Annotated in this window: 15 protein-coding genes; 5 read left to right on the forward strand and 10 right to left on the reverse strand. The window is 74.5% G+C overall.

Annotated elements, in window-relative coordinates; genetic code table 11:
• The first annotated feature begins 52 nt into the window (after positions 1 to 52).
• The gene (locus BSL84_RS08500) at positions 53 to 601 is read left to right on the forward strand and encodes a hypothetical protein (protein WP_030032862.1); all 549 of its coding nucleotides are present in this window, start codon (positions 53 to 55) and stop codon (positions 599 to 601) included.
• Here BSL84_RS08500 and BSL84_RS08505 read toward each other — a convergent pair.
• The 3 genes from BSL84_RS08505 to BSL84_RS37465 form a co-directional block, all read right to left on the reverse strand.
• Complete coding sequence (locus tag BSL84_RS08505; RefSeq protein ID WP_045322434.1) at positions 582 to 1,787, reverse strand: SWIM zinc finger family protein; 1,206 nt, start codon at positions 1,785 to 1,787, stop codon at positions 582 to 584. The two genes, BSL84_RS08500 and BSL84_RS08505, sit on opposite strands and share 20 nt — an antisense overlap.
• The gene (locus BSL84_RS08510) at positions 1,784 to 4,675 is read right to left on the reverse strand and encodes a DEAD/DEAH box helicase (RefSeq protein WP_234363424.1); all 2,892 of its coding nucleotides are present in this window, start codon (positions 4,673 to 4,675) and stop codon (positions 1,784 to 1,786) included. The genes BSL84_RS08505 and BSL84_RS08510 overlap by 4 nt, the downstream gene beginning before the upstream one ends.
• Before the next feature lie 95 nt (positions 4,676 to 4,770).
• Positions 4,771 to 6,156: a helix-turn-helix domain-containing protein gene (locus BSL84_RS37465; RefSeq protein WP_267894037.1), complete on the reverse strand. Its 1,386-nt coding sequence runs from the start codon at positions 6,154 to 6,156 to the stop codon at positions 4,771 to 4,773.
• A 189-nt stretch (positions 6,157 to 6,345) separates the two neighbouring features.
• On the opposite strand from BSL84_RS37465, the gene BSL84_RS08520 reads away from it, so the two are divergent.
• A complete protein-coding gene (locus BSL84_RS08520; RefSeq protein ID WP_075970106.1) occupies positions 6,346 to 6,963 on the forward strand; it encodes a hypothetical protein in 618 nt (205 codons plus the stop codon).
• A gap of 87 nt (positions 6,964 to 7,050) precedes the next feature.
• Positions 7,051 to 7,311 (forward strand): DUF6343 family protein, encoded by a 261-nt coding sequence (locus BSL84_RS08525; protein WP_030028713.1) that lies wholly within the window; start codon positions 7,051 to 7,053, stop codon positions 7,309 to 7,311.
• Positions 7,312 to 7,333: 22 nt separating this feature from the next.
• Here BSL84_RS08525 and BSL84_RS08530 read toward each other — a convergent pair whose 3' ends face one another.
• The 4 genes from BSL84_RS08530 to rpsA form a co-directional block, all read right to left on the reverse strand.
• Positions 7,334 to 7,720 (reverse strand): tetratricopeptide repeat protein, encoded by a 387-nt coding sequence (locus tag BSL84_RS08530; RefSeq protein WP_030028712.1) that lies wholly within the window; start codon positions 7,718 to 7,720, stop codon positions 7,334 to 7,336.
• A 66-nt stretch (positions 7,721 to 7,786) separates the two neighbouring features.
• A complete protein-coding gene (gene coaE / locus BSL84_RS08535) occupies positions 7,787 to 8,443 on the reverse strand; it encodes a dephospho-CoA kinase (protein ID WP_051873186.1) in 657 nt (218 codons plus the stop codon).
• A gap of 43 nt (positions 8,444 to 8,486) precedes the next feature.
• Positions 8,487 to 9,425, reverse strand: a complete 939-nt coding sequence (locus BSL84_RS08540; RefSeq protein WP_030028709.1) for a PAC2 family protein — start codon at positions 9,423 to 9,425, stop codon at positions 8,487 to 8,489.
• 257 nt (positions 9,426 to 9,682) lie between these two features.
• Positions 9,683 to 11,191 carry a 30S ribosomal protein S1 gene (gene rpsA / locus BSL84_RS08545; RefSeq protein WP_045322440.1) on the reverse strand — a complete coding sequence of 503 codons (1,509 nt, stop codon included), beginning with the start codon at positions 11,189 to 11,191 and terminating at the stop codon, positions 9,683 to 9,685.
• Between the two features lie 352 nt (positions 11,192 to 11,543).
• On the opposite strand from rpsA, the gene BSL84_RS08550 reads away from it, so the two are divergent.
• Together BSL84_RS08550 and BSL84_RS08555 are read left to right on the forward strand one after the other, a co-directional pair.
• On the forward strand, positions 11,544 to 12,392 hold the full coding sequence (locus BSL84_RS08550) for a class I SAM-dependent methyltransferase (RefSeq protein ID WP_030028706.1): 849 nt from the start codon (positions 11,544 to 11,546) through the stop codon (positions 12,390 to 12,392).
• 4 nt (positions 12,393 to 12,396) lie between these two features.
• Positions 12,397 to 15,066: an ATP-dependent RNA helicase gene (locus BSL84_RS08555; RefSeq protein ID WP_075970107.1), complete on the forward strand. Its 2,670-nt coding sequence runs from the start codon at positions 12,397 to 12,399 to the stop codon at positions 15,064 to 15,066.
• Here BSL84_RS08555 and BSL84_RS08560 read toward each other — a convergent pair.
• From BSL84_RS08560 to BSL84_RS08565, 3 genes are all read right to left on the reverse strand, one after another.
• Positions 15,053 to 16,036 carry a DUF3068 domain-containing protein gene (locus tag BSL84_RS08560; RefSeq protein ID WP_030031709.1) on the reverse strand — a complete coding sequence of 328 codons (984 nt, stop codon included), beginning with the start codon at positions 16,034 to 16,036 and terminating at the stop codon, positions 15,053 to 15,055. The genes BSL84_RS08555 and BSL84_RS08560 overlap by 14 nt on opposite strands.
• A 14-nt stretch (positions 16,037 to 16,050) precedes the next feature.
• Entirely contained in the window at positions 16,051 to 16,191 is a 141-nt protein-coding gene (locus BSL84_RS35345) for an SPW_0924 family protein (protein WP_107069639.1), read from the reverse strand.
• A gap of 108 nt (positions 16,192 to 16,299) precedes the next feature.
• Complete coding sequence (locus BSL84_RS08565; protein ID WP_075970108.1) at positions 16,300 to 17,568, reverse strand: lytic transglycosylase domain-containing protein; 1,269 nt, start codon at positions 17,566 to 17,568, stop codon at positions 16,300 to 16,302.
• Positions 17,569 to 17,685 lie beyond the last annotated feature (117 nt).

A 17,685-nucleotide genomic window follows, 5' to 3' on the forward strand; every position in this document is an offset into this window, starting at 1 on the left:
TATAGAGTCGGTAGATATTTCACTCCATCGTGTGCTGGGTACTGGACACTTCATGACTGAACGCCCGCTGCTCCTCCTCGATGTGGACGGCCCGCTGAACCCGTTCCGTTCGCCCTTCGCCGGACTGCGCGGGTACAAGAGCCATCGCATGTGGCCGGAGGTCTGGCTCTCCTACCGCGACCCGGAATCCCGCAGGGCCCGGCGCGGCGCGCGGATCCGCCTCCATCCGTCCCACGGTTCCCGGCTGTTGTCCCTGCCGTTCGAACTCGCCTGGGCCACCGCCTGGACGCATCAGGCCAACACCCTGATCTCGCCGCACATCGGGCTTCCCGGCGACCTGTCCGTCGTCGAATGGCCCGAACTGTTCGCCAAGGACCCCGACGGTCTCTCGTGGAAGACCCGCCACCTGCGGGACTGGGCGGCGGGCCGCCCCTTCGCCTGGGTCGACGACATGATCACCCCGCTCGACCGGGCCTGGGTCGCCGCCCATCATCCGGCACCGGCCCTCCTGTTGCGGATCCATCCGCGCCACGGGCTGAGGGACCGCGACTTCACCGCCCTGACCCGCTGGGCGGAGGGCCTCAGCCCAGCAGGGCGGTGACCGGGTCCGGGGAGGGGCGGCCCGTGGGCCACCAGTCCTCGTGGTCCGGGCGGGACTCGTAGGCGTACCAGAGGGCGTCGCGGCCGAGCCGGAGCTGGCGGGTGCGGGCCGTGAGGCGGTTGCGGTCGGGGCGGAAGGAGCCCTGGGACGCGGCGAGGAGCGCGGGGCGGGCCCGGTCGAAGGGGCCGGCCGGCGGGTCCCAGGGCTCTTCGAGCGCGGCGAGGGCCGGCCGGCCGCCCTGGCGCCAGGCCGCCGCCGCCCGCGCGAGGTCGGTGGTGGTGCGGCCGGTGGCACGGGCCAGGTCCCGGTAGAGGGTGCGGGCCGTGCCCGTCAGGCCGGCCGTGGGGTGTGCGGAGGCCAGCCGTACGGCGTCGTGCCAGAGGGAGAGCCCGGCGATCGGGTCCTCGCCGGTGGTGAGCAGGGTGAGGGCGCGGGCGGCGGCGTCGGAGGCGAGCTGGTCGAGGGCGAGCGGGTCCGGTGCCGCCGGGTCGGCCGGGTAGGCGGGCGGGAGGCCGGCCGCCGCGGGTGCGGCGAGCGGTACGGGCAGCGGCGGGACCGCCCTGCGGGCGAGGGCCGCCCGGGCGGGGACCCCGGGGAAGTCGGGTGCCGTGCCGGGCTGTTCCCGCGCGGCGTGGGCGGCGTTGCGGCGGGTGAGGTCTTCGAGGAGTTCCCGCTCGCCGCGGCCGCGCACGAGGAGCAGGACGAAGGGGTCCTCGTCGAGGAGGCGGGCCGCCCGGTAGCAGAGGGCGGCGGCGTGTTTGCAGGGCGGACGCCCGACGTCCGGGCAGGAGCAGTGCGGGACCAGCTCGCCCGCGCCGGGCAGGACCGTCCCCGCCAGGGACTGCGGGACCTCCCGCTCCAGCAGGGCGCCGAGCGCCGCCGGGTCGGCGGCGACGTCCTCCAGCAGCTCGCTCCACCGCGCGTCCGCGAAGGCGGGCAGGGTCAGCTCGGTGCGGTACGGGCGGGGCCTGCTGCCCCGGACGTACGCGACGATCCGGCCGGGGGTGACGGTCACGGCGTCGACGTGCCCGGACTCGGCGTACGTACGGCCGCGGGCCAGGCGGGCCGGGTCGCCGGAGGTCTCCTCCAGTGCGGCCACCCAGGCGCGGCCCCACCAGCTGACCGCCGCCGCCCCGGCGGGCACGGTCTCGAAGGTGCGGCGGCGGTCGTCCCGCGCGGTGATCATGCGGGCCTCCGCAGGGACACGAGGTCGGCGAGTTCGCGGTCGGTCAGCTCGGTGAGCGCCGCCTCCCCGGATCCGAGGACCGCGTCGGCCAGGGCCCGCTTGGCCTCCAGCATCTCGGCGATGCGGTCCTCGACGGTGCCTTCGGCGATGATCCGGTGGACCTGGACGGGCTGGGTCTGGCCGATCCGGTAGGCGCGGTCGGTGGCCTGCTCCTCGACGGCCGGGTTCCACCAGCGGTCGAAGTGGACGACATGGCCGGCGCGGGTGAGGTTCAGGCCGGTTCCGGCGGCTTTGAGGGAGAGCAGGAAGACGGGGACCTCGCCGGCCTGGAAGCGGTCCACGAGTTCTTCGCGGCGCGGCACCGGCGTGCCGCCGTGCAGGAGTTGTGTCGCGATGCCCCGGGCGGACAGGTGCCGCTCGATGAGCCGGGCCATCGTCACGTACTGCGTGAACACCAGCACCGAACCGCCCTCGGCGACGATGGTGTCCAGCAGCTCGTCGAGGAGGGCGAGCTTGCCCGAGCGGTGCGGGAGCCGGGGGTGCTCCTCCTTGAGGTACTGCGCGGGGTGGTTGCAGATCTGCTTGAGCGAGGCCAGCAACTTCATGATCATGCCGCGTCTCTCGATGCCCTCGCTCTCCCCGATGACGGCCATCGCCTCGTCCACCGCGGCCTGGTAGAGGGAGGCCTGCTCCCGGGTGAGGGACACGGGGTGGTCGGTCTCGGTCTTCGGCGGCAGCTCGGGCGCGATCCCCGGGTCGGACTTCTTGCGCCGCAGCAGGAACGGCCTCACCAGCGCCGCCAGCCGGGCGACCGCCGCCTCGTTGCCGCCGTCCTCCTCCTGCTGGTGCTCCACGGGGCGGGCGTGGCGGGCCCGGAAGGTGGTCAGCGGCCCCAGCAGCCCCGGCGTGGTCCAGTCGAGGAGCGCCCACAGCTCGGAGAGGTTGTTCTCCACCGGGGTGCCGGTCAGCGCCACCCTGGCCGGGGCCGGGATGGTGCGCAGGGCCTTCGCCGTCGCCGAGTGGGGGTTCTTGACGTGCTGCGCCTCGTCGGCGACGACCATGCCCCAGGGCTGCTCGGCGAGCAGGGCGGCGCTGGCGCGCATCGTCGCGTAGGTGGTGAGGACGAACCCGCCCTCGCAGGACGTCAGGTCCTCGGTGCTGCGGCCGCCGCCGTGGAAGCGGCGCACGGGGGTGCCGGGGGCGAACTTCTCGATCTCCCGCTGCCAGTTGCCCAGGAGGGAGGCGGGGCACACCACGAGGGTCGGCTCGCGGCGGCCGCGGTGCAGGTGCAGCGCGATGAGGGTGACGGTCTTGCCCAGGCCCATGTCGTCGGCGAGGCAGCCGCCGAGCCCGAGGGAGGTCATCAGGTCGAGCCAGGCCAGGCCGCGCGCCTGGTAGTCGCGCAGGACGGCCTTGAGCCCGGCGGGCTGCGGGAGGGGGGTGAGCTCGGCCGTCAGCCGTTCCCGCAGGGCGGCCAGGGCGCCCACCGGTACCGCCTCGACGGGCTCGCCGTCGACCTCGGCCGTCCCCGACAGGGCGGCGGCCAGCGCGTCGACCGGGTCCAGCAGGCCGAGCTCCCGTTTGCGTGCCTTGCGCACCAGCTCCGGGTCGACCCGCACCCACTGGTCCCGCAGCCGTACGACGGGCCGGTGGGCCTGTGCCAGCGCGTCCATCTCCCCCGGGGTGAGCCGGTCTCCTCCGAGGGCCAGTTCCCAGGAGAAGGCGAAGAGGTGTTCGGCGTCGAAGAAGGCGGTCCCGTCGGTGGCGGACCCGGGCGCGGTGGACCGCACGACGGCGGTCGCGGACAGCGTACGGGCCAGGTCGCGGGGCCAGTGGACGACGACCCCGGCGGCCGCCAGCCGGTTCGCGGCCGTCCCCAGCAGGTCCTCCAGCTCCGGGTCGGACAGCGCCAGGGCGTCGGGGACGGGCTGGTCCAACAGCCGCAGCAGGGGCGGCCAGACGCGTGCGGCCCGGCGCAGCGCGAGCACGGCGTCGATGCGGGCGCGCGGACCGAAGCCGGCCCCGGCCGTGCCGGCCCACAGCTGTGCCGCGTCGGTGACGAGCGTGGGATCGGCGAGGCTGTGGACCTGGACGACGGCGGCGCCGGCCCGCCGGGTGTCCTCCGGCTCGGCCTCGTCGAAGAGGCGGAAGGAGGACAGGTCGAGCCGGAGCGAGAGCCCGACTCCGGTGTCGGCGCCGGCCGCGACCTGGGCGGCCCACTCCTGTATCCCGGGCACCCGCTGCGCCTCCCGCGCGGCGAACGGCCGCCCCGCGGCCACCGGCGCCGCCGGGGTGCGGGGCAGGCTGTCGGCGACGGCGTCGACGAACGCCCGGACCAGTGCCTCCGGTTCGGGCAGCTGGAGCGGTCGGCGCCCGGCGAGGGGTGTCGCGTGCCCCTCGTGGGGCAGGGCGGCGGCGACCGCCCGGAGGTGGGCGATGTCGTCGGCGTCGAGCGGGCCCGCGCGCCATGCGTCGACGCCTTCGGCGGTGAGCCCCGGCAGCAGCCGGCCGCGCGCGGCCAGGGTGAGGGCCTGCGTGGCGGCGGTCCCCCAGGCCCGGGTGGCGGGGTGCGCGGAGGGGCTGCGTGGGGCTCTCAGGAGCAGGGGCAGGGCGTCGGCGACGGAGAACGCCACCGAGGGCACGGTCCGGCTGCGGATCCCGCTGCCGTGCGGACGTACGACGGTGAGCGGACCGGATGCGCCCGCTTCGGGGAGGGGGTCCCCGTCGGGCGACCAGAAGGCGATCCGCCCCTCCCGGGGGACGGCGGCGGGCAGGAAGACGGCGGCATGGCGCAGCAGCGCGGATGCCTGCGGCTGCGTCTGCGGCTGCGACGGCTGCGGCTGTGGCTGCGGCTGTCGCGGTGCCCAGGCCCGTGTCTGCGCTGTCATGCCCTCCCCCTCCCTCAAGCTCGTCCTCGCGGAGCTGTCAGCCCCTTGCCCACGATTTTAGGTGCGGCCACTGACAATGCCCCTGGCCTGCGGTTTCACCGGGCCCAGCGGCCCTGTTCCAGGGCGTAGCCGTACACGGGCCGGCCGGTGGAGGCACTCGTGCGCAGCGGGCGGCCGCCGTCGTCGACGCGCAGGGTTCCCGAACCGGCCGGCGAGGTCCACCTCAGGTCGAGGGACCAGTCGCAGTCGCAGCCCGTGGTGGCGGCCTCCACCCGCAGGACGACCGGCTCGTCGGCCGAGACCCGCATCGGGAAGGCCGGGGCCGGCAGCCGGTTTCCGGCGTCGTTCCCGGCGACGGGGCGGGCCAGCGGGCGCGGCGCGTCCAGGTTGACGGCGAAGACGGCCGGGGTGAGACCCCCGCCGCAGCCCTGCGACATCTGGTAGACGTTCCAGGCGGGCGGTGTGCGGCGAGCGACCACCCGTACCTCCAGCCCCTCCAGGACCACCGTGCCCCCGCCTGCGCCGTGCAGGGTGACCTCCACGATCTGGCTCCCGGCGTGCACGGCGCGCTGCGCCGTCGCCCAGGCGGCCGCGTCCGCCTGCACGGGTGGCGGGGCCACCGACCCGGGCCCCCGCTCGGACAGGTAGGCGTGGTCGCAGCCGGCGGCCCACACGTGCGGCCGCACCGACGCCTTGAGGGGTACCGCCGGCGCCCGTCCGGGTGCCGGCACGGGCGGCGGGGCGGAGTCCGGGGCCGGTTCCGTGGCCCCTCCCCCCGCCGGGGCCGCAGGCTGTGCCGGACCGGTCGCCGGATCCGCCGGCGGGGACCCCGGCGCGGGCGGGGTCGCCGCGGCGGCGGAGCCGCCGGCTCCGCGCGTACCGGCGCCCGCACCCGGCCCCGGCGCCGGTCCGGTGTGCGGCGCACCCCGGTCGGGACCGGTCACCGCCAGCAGCGCCACAGCCGCCGCGCCCGCCGCCAGCCCCGCCGCGGCGACCACGACGGCCCTGCGCCGGTACCAGGACGAGCGGGCTCCGGCCCCCGCCGCGGCCCGCCCCACCGACCCCACGACGACGGCCGGAACCGCCGGGTCCGACTCCCCGCCCGCGCCCGCCGGGTCCGACTCCCCGCCCGCGCCCGCCGGGTCCGACTCCCCGCCCGCGCCCGCCGGTACCGGCTCCGGGACGGCCGCCCCCGGCTCCCCCCACGCCCGTGACGGCTCCGCCGCGGCCGTTCCCGCCCGCCGCCGGGCGTCCGCCAGCAACCAGGCCCGGTGCAGGTCGACCGCCTCCGCCGCCGAAGCCCCGCAGGCCCGCGCGAAGCGGTCCAGCACCGCGAACTCCACCGGCAGCGCCTCCCCGTTGCAGTACCGGTGCAGCGTCGACGTACTCGTGTGCAGCCGCCGCGCGAGGACTCCGTAGCTCAGCCCCCCGCGCTCCTTCAGCTCCCGCATCAGCCGTGCGAAATCCTCCGCCTCACTCACGGTGTCCCCCCGTCCCACGTCCCCTGGCTCCGTTCCAGGCGTCCGTTCCATGCCTGGGATGTTCCCCCAGGTGACAGCGCGCACGGGCGTTCCAGTGTCCCGATTTCGCCCCGAACCGTGGCCCCGCGCCCGCGCCGGGGAACAGGCTTCTCACGCACCACCGATGCCGCATCCACGGGGAGAACCGACATGTTCCGACGTACCGACACCGCCGCCACCGTCGCCACCGCGCTGGTCGCGGCGGCCGCCACCCTCGCCCTGACCGCCCCGGCCTCCGCCGCACCCGCCGGCGCGCCCGGCTTCCTGAACGGCACCGACCTGCCTGCGCACCCCTCGTCCCCCTGGTACGCCGGAGAGATCACCAAGGGGCTGCCCGAGACGGAGACGTTCTGCCTGGACGGGGTGCTTCCGACGGCGGGCAGCTGGCACCGCGCGTTCGGCACCGAGTACGACACCGGCGCCGTGCAGATCTCCGTACGCTCCGCCTCGCCCGCGGCGGCCGCCAAGCTCGCCGGCGCACTGGAGCGCAAGGTAGCCGCCTGCGCCGCCGACTGGCTGCGCACCACCCCGGGCGGCACGGCGTCCTGGCAGGACTACGGGACCCTGCCCGTCGAGGAGGGCGCGCACGTCTACGGGGTCCACACCTCGATCCCGGAGTCCGAGCCGGGCGTCCACCTGTACGGGATCGGGCGGGACGGCTCGACCGTGACCGTGGTCAAGTGGGGGCAGATGGGCGACCTGTCACAGGCCCCGGTCGCCCCCTTCAGGAAGACGACCACCAAGGCCGTGGACAAGCTCAATCCGTAGCAGCGGGGAAGCCCGGACGAACGGCGCCCGCACGGCCGAACAGCCGGGCGGGCGCCGGTGGGACCATGGACAGGGAGAGGCGGTGCCATGCGTTCCGGAAACGAGCCGGCGACAGCGCGCAGCCCGCTGCGGCTGCGGTTCTGGCTGGGAGTCTGGGGTCTGGTCTGGGCCGCCGCGGGCACGGTCGCCTTCGCGCTGGCGGGCCGACCCGGATGGGCGGCCGCGTGCGGGGTGCTGGCGGTCGTGGTGGGCGTGGACCTCGTCATGATCGTGCGCCACATCCGGCAGGGCCCCCACTACCAGCCCGGCCGGGACATCCCACCGTACGAGCCGCCCCACAGTCGCTGAGCGGTCCCCCGGGGCGGCCGGATCAGGCCTGGTCCTCGAAGCGCGCCGCCGCCAGGTACTCCGGCTGCGGGTCGAGGGCCGCGGCCAGCCTGAAGTGCTTGCGCGCCTGCTCGGGCCGGCCCGAGCGCTCGTGCGTGCGGGCCAGCGCGAAGTGGGCGAAGGCGTTGTCCGGTTCACGTTCCAGAACCAGCTCGAACTCAAGCTCCGCCGGGCGCAGTTGGGCCGCGGCGAAGAAGGCCCTGGCGCGCAGCAGCCGGGCCGCGGTGTTCTCCGGGTGGGCGGCCACGACCGAGTCGAGGAGCTTGACCGCACCGCGCGGGTCGCGTGCGGCGAGCAGCTGCTCGGCCGCCCGGAAGTCGATGACGTGTGTTTCCGGGGTGGACGGCGTGGGGCGCGTGGTCTCGGACACGGTATGGATCCTTCCCTCTACCGGCGCCTTCAACGCCCCCGCCCCGCGCACTATTCCATGCACACGTCAGGTGGGGCCGTCGTCCGTGGACCTCGGGGCCGACGCCCGTGGGGCCGACGCCCCTGGGGCCGACGCCCGTGCCGTGAGCTCTTCCCAGACCTTGCGGACCTGCGGCTCCAGCGCCTCCAGCGGCCCGTCGTTGTCGATCACGAGGGTGGCCACCGCCAGGCGCTGCTCGCGCGTGGCCTGCGTGGCCATCCGGGCCCGGGCCTCCTCCTCAAGCATCCCGCGCGGCCCGGTCAGCCGGGCCAGCTGCGTGGACGGGGCCGCGTCCACCACGACGACCAGGTCGTAGAGGGGTGCGAGGCCGTTCTCGGTGAGCAGCGGTACGTCGTGCACGACGATGGCGCCGGGGCCGGCGGCGGCCTCCAGCTCGGCGGACCGGGCGCCGACCAGCGGGTGCACGATCGCGTTGAGCGTGCGCAGCTTCTCCGGGTCCGCGAACACGACGGATCCCAGCTTCGGCCGGTCCAGGGTGCCTTCGGGGGTCAGCACCTCCTCTCCGAAGGCCGCGACGACGGCCGCGAGCCCCGGCGTACCGGGCTCCACGACCTCCCGTGCGATCCGATCGGCGTCGACGACGACCGCCCCGTACCCGGCCAGCAGTCGCGAGACCTCGCTCTTGCCGGCACCGATTCCGCCCGTCAGGCCCACCTTCAACATGCCCCGCAGCTTAAGCGCTGCCGTGTGGTGGTCGGCGGGCGCGTCAGCCCTCTCCCTCGCGCTCCGCCAGGAAGCGCTCGAACTCGCGGCCGATCTCGTCCGCCGACGGCAGGTCCGCCGGCTCGGCGATCATGTTGCCGCGGGTCTCGGCCCCGGCCGCGGCGTCGTACTGGTGCTCCAGCCCCTGCACGAGGCTGACCAGCTCCTCGTCGCCCTCGCGGATCTGCCGGTCGATCTCCGTCTGCGTACGGTGGGCCTCGGTCCGCAGCGTGTGGGCCACGGCCGGCAGCACCAGGCCGGTCGCCGCCGTGATCGCCTCCAGCACCGTCAGCGCGGCGTCCGGGTACGGGGAGCGCGCCACGTAGTGCGGTACGTGCGCGGCGACGCCGAGCACGTCGTGCCCGGCCTGGGACAGGCGGAACTCCACCAGGGCCTCGGCGCTGCCGGGCACCTGGGCCTCGTCGAAGGGGCTGCGGTGGCCCGGCATGAGGTCGGTCCGGTTGCCGTGCGGGGTGATGCCGACGGGCCGGGTGTGCGGGACGCCCATCGGGATGCCGTGGAAGTTGACCGAGAGGCGGACCCCGAGGCGCTCGACGATCTGCCGGACGGCGACGGCGAAGCGCTCCCACTCCACGTCCGGCTCCGGGCCGGACAGCAGCAGGAACGGCGCTCCGGTGGCGTCCTGGACCAGCCGGACCTCCAGCCGGGGCTCCTCGAACTCCGCCCAGTGGTCGCGCTGGAAGGTCAGCAGGGGACGACGCGCCCGGTAGTCCACGAGCCGGTCCGCGTCGAAGCGGGCGACGACCTGGTGGGGCAGGGTGTCCAGCAGGCGCTCGACGATCTGCTCACCGGCCTCCCCGGCGTCGATGTACCCCTCGAAGTGGTACAGCATGACCAGCCCGGCCGAGTCCTGGGCGACCGCCAGGTCGGCCACCGCCAGACCCTTGGCATCCCATTCGTACAAACCCTGTGGATCAAGCACCGCCACCACTCCTCCTCGCCTCGTTCTCAGCCAGGAACGTCCAAGGAGGCGCCGCCATTCCCCAGTTGGCCCTCTTCACAGGAACGCAATGGATCACATCGCGCCGGCCGGGTGGGAACGTACGAGATCAAGGAAGCAAGCGGGACGGGGTGTCGGGGGCGCCGGGAACGCGGAAGAGGCCCGCCCCCCGAAGGGGACGGGCCTCACCGTCGTGCTCAGTCAGCTCTGCTCACACCGGAGTGCGATGCGCGCTGCGATCAGCTCTGGCCGCCGGCCAGCTTCTCGCGGAGCGCGGCCAGGGCCTCGTCCGACGCCAGGGCGCCGGAGGTCTCGTCCGACTCCGAGGAGTAGGAACCACCCGAGATGCCCGCACCGGCGTTGCCACCGGCGACCGGGGCGGCAGCGCCCTCGGCGGCAGCGGCCTCGTCGGCCTCGCGGCTCTTGATGACCTGAGCCTGGTGCTGCTCGAAGCGGGCCTGCGCCTCGGCGTACTGGGTCTCCCAGGCCTCGCGCTGCTTCTCGTAGCCCTCAAGCCAGTCGTTGGTCTCGGGGTCGAAGCCCTCGGGGTAGATGTAGTTGCCCTGGTCGTCGTAGGACGCGGCCATGCCGTACAGGGTCGGGTCGAACTCGACCGACGCCGGGTCGGCACCGAAGGACTCGTTGGCCTGCTTCAGGGACAGCGAGATCCGGCGACGCTCAAGGTCGATGTCGATGACCTTGACGAAGATCTCGTCGTTGACCTGGACGACCTGCTCCGGGATCTCCACGTGGCGCTCGGCCAGCTCGGAGATGTGGACCAGACCCTCGATGCCCTCGTCCACGCGGACGAACGCACCGAACGGAACCAGCTTGGTGACCTTGCCGGGGACGACCTGGCCGATCTGGTGCGTACGGGCGAACTGCTGCCACGGGTCTTCCTGCGTCGCCTTCAGCGACAGGGAGACACGCTCGCGGTCCATGTCGACGTCGAGGACCTCGACGGTGACTTCCTGGCCGACCTCGACAACCTCGGACGGGTGGTCGATGTGCTTCCAGGACAGCTCGGAGACGTGGACGAGACCGTCGACGCCACCCAGGTCCACGAAGGCACCGAAGTTGACGATCGAGGAAACGACGCCGGAGCGGACCTGGCCCTTCTGCAGGGTGGTGAGGAACGTCTGGCGGACCTCGGACTGGGTCTGCTCCAGCCAGGCACGGCGGGACAGGACCACGTTGTTGCGGTTCTTGTCCAGCTCGATGATCTTCGCCTCAAGCTCCTTGCCCACGTAGGGCTGGAGGTCGCGGACACGGCGCATCTCGACCAGGGAGGCCGGGAGGAAGCCGCGGAGGCCGATGTCGAGGATGAGACCACCCTTGACGACCTCGATGACGGTACCGGTGACGATGCCGTCCTCTTCCTTGATCTTCTCGATCGTGCCCCAGGCACGCTCGTACTGAGCGCGCTTCTTGGACAGGATCAGACGGCCTTCCTTGTCCTCCTTCTGGAGAACCAGGGCCTCGATCTCGTCGCCGACCTTGACGACCTCGTTCGGGTCGACGTCGTGCTTGATCGAGAGCTCGCGGCTCGGGATCACGCCTTCCGTCTTGTAACCGATGTCGAGCAGGACCTCGTCCCGGTCGACCTTCACGATGACGCCGTCGACGATGTCGCCGTCGTTGAAGTACTTGATCGTCTCGTCGATCGCGGCGAGGAAGGCTTCCTCGTTACCGATGTCGTTGACCGCTACCTGCGGAGTGGTAGAGGTGGTCTCGGTGCTGCTCGTCATGTGGGAAAGGGCTCCGGTTACGGACAGAAAGTCGTAGGTACTGCTACGCCGGGAGCCCTTATCGGCATCTGCCGAAGAAGCCGGACAGCCAAGGAAGCCCCTGATCCGCCGCAGCGGGGAGGCCTCGAAAACCGAGGGGACATCAACAGATGCAAGCGCAGCCTGCTAGGTCTGAGGAGCACAGGCTCGCAGCGCAACTTGTAGCATACGGGGGCGGCCGGACAGGGTCAATGCGCGAAGGCCCACACCCCGGGCGGATCACCGCACAACCGGCACAATTCATGGGCAGGGAGGCCCTGGTGGCGCTTCCTGCCACTTCCCAAGACACTCGCAGACTACGACGACGGGCCCCATGAACCAAGAGGACTACGCCCCCGAAGACGCGTACGCGGCCGATCCTGACCCCCTGGACGACGCCGAGGCCACGCGCCGTGACGCCGGGGAAGCGGAGAGCAGCCGGGCGAGCCGCGGCTGGTGGGACCGCAACGCCGACGAGTACCAGAGCGAGCACGGCGCCTTCCTGGGCGACGACCGCTTCGTGTGGGGGCCCGAGGGGCTCGACGAGGCGGACGCGGCCCTGCTGGGCCCCGCCTCCTCCCTCAAGGGCAGGGACGTGCTGGAGATCGGCGCCGGAGCCGCCCAGTGCTCGCGCTGGCTGGCCGCCCAGGGCGCCCGCCCGGTTGCCCTCGACCTCTCGCACCGCCAGCTCCAGCACGCCCTGCGGATCGGCGGCGACGTGCCCCTGGTGGAGGCGGACGCCGGCCGGCTCCCCTTCCGCGACGGTTCCTTCGACCTGGCCTGCTCCGCGTACGGCGCCGTGCCCTTCGTCGCCGACCCGGTGAACGTCATGCGCGAGGTGCACCGCGTACTGCGCCCCGGCGGCCGCTGGGTCTTCTCCGTGACCCACCCCCTGCGCTGGGCGTTCCCCGACGAGCCGGGCCCCGAGGGCCTGTCCGTGTCCGCCTCCTACTTCGACCGGACCCCGTACGTCGAGCAGGACGAGGAGGGGCGCGCCGTGTACGTCGAACACCACCGCACCCTCGGCGACCGGGTCCGCGACGTGGTCGCGGGCGGCTTCCGCCTGCTCGACCTCGTCGAGCCGGAGTGGCCCGAGTGGAACAGCCAGGAGTGGGGCGGCTGGTCCCCGCTGCGCGGCAACCTGATCCCCGGCACCGCGATCTTCGTCTGCGAGAGGGCCTGACCCCTTGATCCGCCAGGCCGCCCTCGACGCCCTTCCCGTACGCGAGGCCCTGCCCGAACTCGTCCGCGCACTCGACGCGCACGGCGCCGCGGTGCTGTGCGCGCCGCCCGGGACCGGCAAGACGACGCTGGTGCCGCTGGTCCTCGCGGGCCTGGTGGGCGGCGGCCCGCTGCGCAGGGTGGTCGTGGCCGAGCCGCGGCGGATCGCCGCCCGGGCGGCCGCGCGCCGGATGGCGTGGCTGCTGGGCGAGCGGGCCGGCGGCCGGGTGGGCTTCACGGTCCGCGGCGAGCGGGTGGCCGGCCCCGGCACGGTGGTGGAGGTGGTGACCACGGGTGTGCTGCTCCAGCGGCTCCAGCGCGACCAGGAGCTGGCCGGCGTGGACGTGGTCGTCCTGGACGAGTGCCACGAGCGGCACCTGGACGCCGACACGGTCGCCGCGTTCCTCCTCGACGTACGGGAGACCCTGCGCCCGGAGCTGCGGCTGGTGGCGGCCTCGGCGACGACGGACTCGGCGGGCTGGGCGCGGGTGCTGGGCGGCGCGCCGGTGGTGGAGGCCGCGGGGGTCTCGTATCCGGTGGAGACCGTCTGGGCGCCCCCGGCCCGCCCGGTGCGGCCGCCGCACGGGATGCGGGTGGATCCGGCGCAGCTCGCGCACGTGGCGTCGGTGGTGCGGCGGGCTCTGGCGGAGCGTTCCGGTGACGTGTTGTGCTTCCTGCCCGGCGTCGGCGAGATCGCCCGGGTGGCGGGACAGCTGGGCGGCGTGGACGCGGAGGTTCTGCAGGTCCACGGCCGGGCCCCGGCGGCCGTGCAGGACGCGGCGCTGACGGCCTCGGACCACCGGCGGGTGATCCTGGCGACGTCGGTGGCGGAGTCGAGCCTGACCGTGCCCGGGGTGCGGGTGGTGGTCGACTCGGGGCTGGCCCGTGAGCCGCGGGTGGACCATGCCCGCGGGCTGGGCGCGCTGGCGACCGTACGGGCCTCCCGTGCGGCCGGGCGGCAGCGGGCGGGCCGGGCCGGGCGTGAGGCCCCGGGTGTGGTGTACCGCTGCTGGACGGAGGCGGAGGACGGGCGGCTGCCGGCGTTCCCGGCGCCGGAGATCCGTATCGCCGACCTGGCGCAGTTCGCCCTGCAGGCGGCGTGCTGGGGAGACCCGGACGCGGCCGGGCTGGCGCTGCTGGACGCACCGCCGGCCGGGGCGATGGCGGCGGCGCGGGAGGTGCTGGTGGCCGTCGGAGCGGTGGACGGGGCCGGCCGGCCGAGCCCGCGCGGTCTGCGGATGGCCCGGCTCGGTCTGCACCCCCGGCTTGCGCGGGCCCTGCTCGACGGCGGCGCGGCGCTCGGCGCCCGCCGGGCGGCGGAGGTGGTGGCGCTGCTGAGCGAGGAGCCGCCGCGCGAGTACGGGGACGACCTGGCCGCGGCCTGGCGGCGGGCCCGGGCCGGCGGCGACGGCTACGCGGCGCGCTGGCGCGCGGAGGCCGCCCGCCTGGAGCGGGCCCTGTCCCCTGCGGGGAGCACTGCGGAACCCCCAGCCGAGCCCGAGGCCGCAAGCACCCCTGCGGGGACCACCACGCAGTCCGCAGCCGGGGGCGGGGCCGGGACCGGGGCTGCGGGGAGCTCCGCCGGGGGCGGATACCCGGGCAGGACAGCCTCGCCGGCGTTTGGGGCGCGGGGTACGGGGCGGAGCCCCGACGATTCCGCCGCCGGCCTCGTCGCCGCGCTCGCCTTCCCCGAGCGGGTGGCCCGGGCCAGGGGGGCGGGGGCCTTCCTCATGGCCTCGGGGACCGGGGCCGACCTCGGTGACGGCTCGGGGCTGCGCAGCGCGCCCTGGCTGGCCGTCGCCGTGGCGGACCGGCCCCCGCACTCGGCCGCCGCACGGGTCCGGCTGGCCGCGGTCGTCGACGAGGGCACAGCCCTGACCGCCGCCGCGCACCTGCGCACGCGCACCGACGAGGTGCACTGGGAGGAGGGCGGCGACGTCGTCGCCCGGGCCGTCGACCGCCTCGGGGCGGTCGAGCTGGCCGTACGCCCCCTGCGGACCCCGGACCCGGCGCTCGTACGGGCCGCGCTGCTCGACGGGCTGCGCGCCGAGGGCCTGGGCCTGCTGCGCTGGACCCCGGACGCGCGGGCCCTGCGGTCCCGCCTCGGCTTCCTGCACCGCACGCTGGGCGGTCCGTGGCCGGACGTGGCCGACGACGCCGTTCTCGTGGAGCGGGCCGACGACTGGCTGGAGCCCGAGCTGTCCCGGGCCCGGCGGCGCGCGGACCTCGCCCGGATCGACGCCGGGCAGGCCCTGAACCGGCTGCTGCCGTGGGCCACCGGCGAGGGGGTCCGGCTGGACGAGCTGGCGCCCGAGCGCATCGAGGTGCCCAGCGGTTCCCGGATCCGGCTGGACTACTCCGCCGAGCACGGGCAGCCGGTGCTCGCGGTGAAGCTCCAGGAGCTGTTCGGGCTGGCCGAGACCCCGCGGGTGGCGGGGGTGCCGGTGCTGGTGCATCTGCTGTCGCCGGCCGGCCGGCCCGCGGCGGTCACCGCCGACCTGGCCTCCTTCTGGCAGGGCGGCTACCGTGCCGTCCGCGCGGAGCTGCGCGGCCGCTACCCCAAGCACCCCTGGCCGGAGGATCCGGCGACCGCCGAGCCCACCCGCCACACCAACGCCCGGCTCAGGCGGAGCTGAGGCCGTCCGCCTCTTCCCGTGTCCGGCGGCCGCGGGCCTCCAGCCACAGCGCCGCCCCGAGCAGGGCGAGGCCGGCGGCGGCCAGGCCCGCCGGGGCGTAGGTGTGGAGCGCGAGGACCTTCGTACGGTTCGCCTTGACCAGGTCGACGGTGTGGTCGGAGTAGTCCTCGCGCATGGTCACGTGCCCGGCGAAGGCGGTGAGCTTGCCGTCGGGTCCGCCGGAGGCGATGCCGCCGCGCATCTCCTGCTGGATGTCCTGTTCGGCGTTGACGGGCGCCCCGGTGACGGGGTCGACCCAGAACCGCACCTTGGCCGTGTACCAGAGGGTGGTGCCGGTGGCCGCCTCGATCGTGGCCGGGTCGATGCCCTCGATCGGCATCTTCTTCGGCATGGGCACCTTGGTCCACGGGACGGTCTGCTCGAAGTAGTAGACGTCCATGCCCTTGAAGCGGCGCGGTCCGACGTAGTGGATCGGCGAGGAGGTGCGGGTCTGGGCGTCGAAGTAGAGGTAGTCGCGCGGTTCGGTGAAGAAGGGCCATTTGAACTCGATGCCCTCGCGCTTGACGGCGTCGCCGTCGACCATCTCGCCGGTGGCGTGCACCGGGTCCTGGGTGTGCGCGTCGAAGATGTAGCGCTCGGGGATCTGGGAGACCATCTTGCCGTCGGGGCCGATGATGTAGGACAGGGTGTCCCAGACCACGACGTCCTTGCCGGCGCTTGCCTCGATCTCCTTCGACGCCTCGACGTTGCCCTTGAGGGTCTGGACGATGGTGACCTTGTCGACCTTCCTGGGCTGCATTCCGCCGGTGTAGTCGAGGAGGGTCGCGTCCTTGGCCTCCAGGACCATCTCCTGGTACTGGTTCGGCGGGATCTTCGCCAGGCGCGGGTACGCGTACCAGCGCAGCAGCGGTGCGAGGGCCGCGCAGAACACGGCCAGGGCCAGCAGGACAAGGCTCGCTCTGCGTCGCACGGCCGGGCGCTCCTCTACTTTCCGGGCGCGGGGGGCGCGGTGGTGAGCAGGGGCTTGGGTGAGGTCTCGCCTTCGGGCACGCCGAAGGCCGTGATGGCGAACACGAGGGCCACCGCGGCCGTGAGGCCGATGACGGCGGCGGTGAATGCGCGCATGCCGGGCTCCGGAATCTGATGAGGCGTCAGAGTTGGGGCACCGTAGCAACGGGAGGGCGAGATGAGAACCGTCTCGCGGGGGCCGTGAGGGCGCGGCCTCCCGACCCCCTACCGGGTACGCGTCGCCGTCGGGCCCGGCGCGGGGCTGGAGCCGGGCTTCGCGGAGGCCGTGGGGCTGGGCGCGGGAGTGGGCCGGGCACTGGCGGTCGGGCTCGGGGACGGCTTCGGGGACGGGCTGCCCGTCGGGGTGGGGGTAGGGGTCGGTGTGGGAGTCGGGGTGGGGGTAGGGGTCGGTGTGGGAGTCGGGGTGGGCGTGGGAGTCGGAGTCGGGGTCGGCGTAGGCGTCGGCGTAGGCGTGGGAGCCGGGGTCGGCGTAGGCGTCGGCGTAGGCGTGGGAGTCGGCGTCGGCGTCGGCGTCGGGGACGGCTGCGGGGTGGGAGTCGGGGCCGGCGTGGGCGTAGGTGTGGGCGTAGGCCTCGGGTTCGGCTTCGCCGCCGGGACCGGCGCCGTGCCGCCGCCCGTGTCCGGGACCTCGTGGGTGCCCTTGAGGTAGTACGCGAACCAGGAGCGCACCGTCCGCAGGTACTCCGTCGACCGGTTGTAGGACAGCACGGCACGGTCCAGGTCCGCGTCGACGCGCAGGTCCCGGGTGCCCGCGCACAGGTAACGGGCGGCCGCGAGGGCCGCGTCGTGCACGTTGTTCGGGTTGCGCCGGCCGTCGCCGTCCGCGTCCTGGCCCCACGCCGCCCACGTGGAGGGGATGAACTGCATCGGTCCGACCGCCCGGTCGTACCGCGCGTCCCCGTCGTAGGCCCCGCCGTCGGTGTCCGCGATGTTCGCGAAGCCGTTGCCGTCGAGTACCGGGCCCAGGATCGGCCGCAGTGTGGTCCCGGCGGCGTCCACCTGCCCGCCGCGCGCCTGACCGGACTCCACCTTGCCGATGGCCGCGAGGAGTTGCCAGCGCAGGCCGCAGCCGGGATCGCTCCGCCCGACCGTCCGCTCCGCGTTCCGGTACGCCGCGAGCACGCTCGCCGGTATGCCCTGCGCGGCCGCGCCGACGGCGACCGCCGCCGCGGGCTGCGGCGCGGCAGCCTCTTCCCGGGGCCGGGCCTGCGGCGGCCCGCCCGGCTGCGGCACGGCCGGCGGCTCGGGGCTGACCAGCGGCGGGAGTTCGGTGAAGTACGACGAGTCGCCGCCGCTCGGGTCCGCCGGAAGGGGCCGCGCACCGCTCGCGTCCGACGCCGACACCGGGGCCGGGGCGACGGGCGACGGGCCGCGGGAGCCGGTCAGCGCCGCGGCCGTCAGTGCGCAGACCAGGGCGGCGGTGGCGCCCCGGTACAGCCTGTAGCGCCCGCGCCCGCCTGATATGGACGACATGAGCCGGACCCCTCCCCCTCGACGTCCGCGTGACCCTACGTCAACTGCCTTGAGAGAGCACGGACAGCGCACGGGGCTTCACCACATCCCCACGTCCATGTAGAGGTCACGCATACT

The sequence above is a fragment of the Streptomyces sp. TN58 genome, assembly GCF_001941845.1.
In the GTDB taxonomy this organism is placed as follows: domain Bacteria; phylum Actinomycetota; class Actinomycetes; order Streptomycetales; family Streptomycetaceae; genus Streptomyces.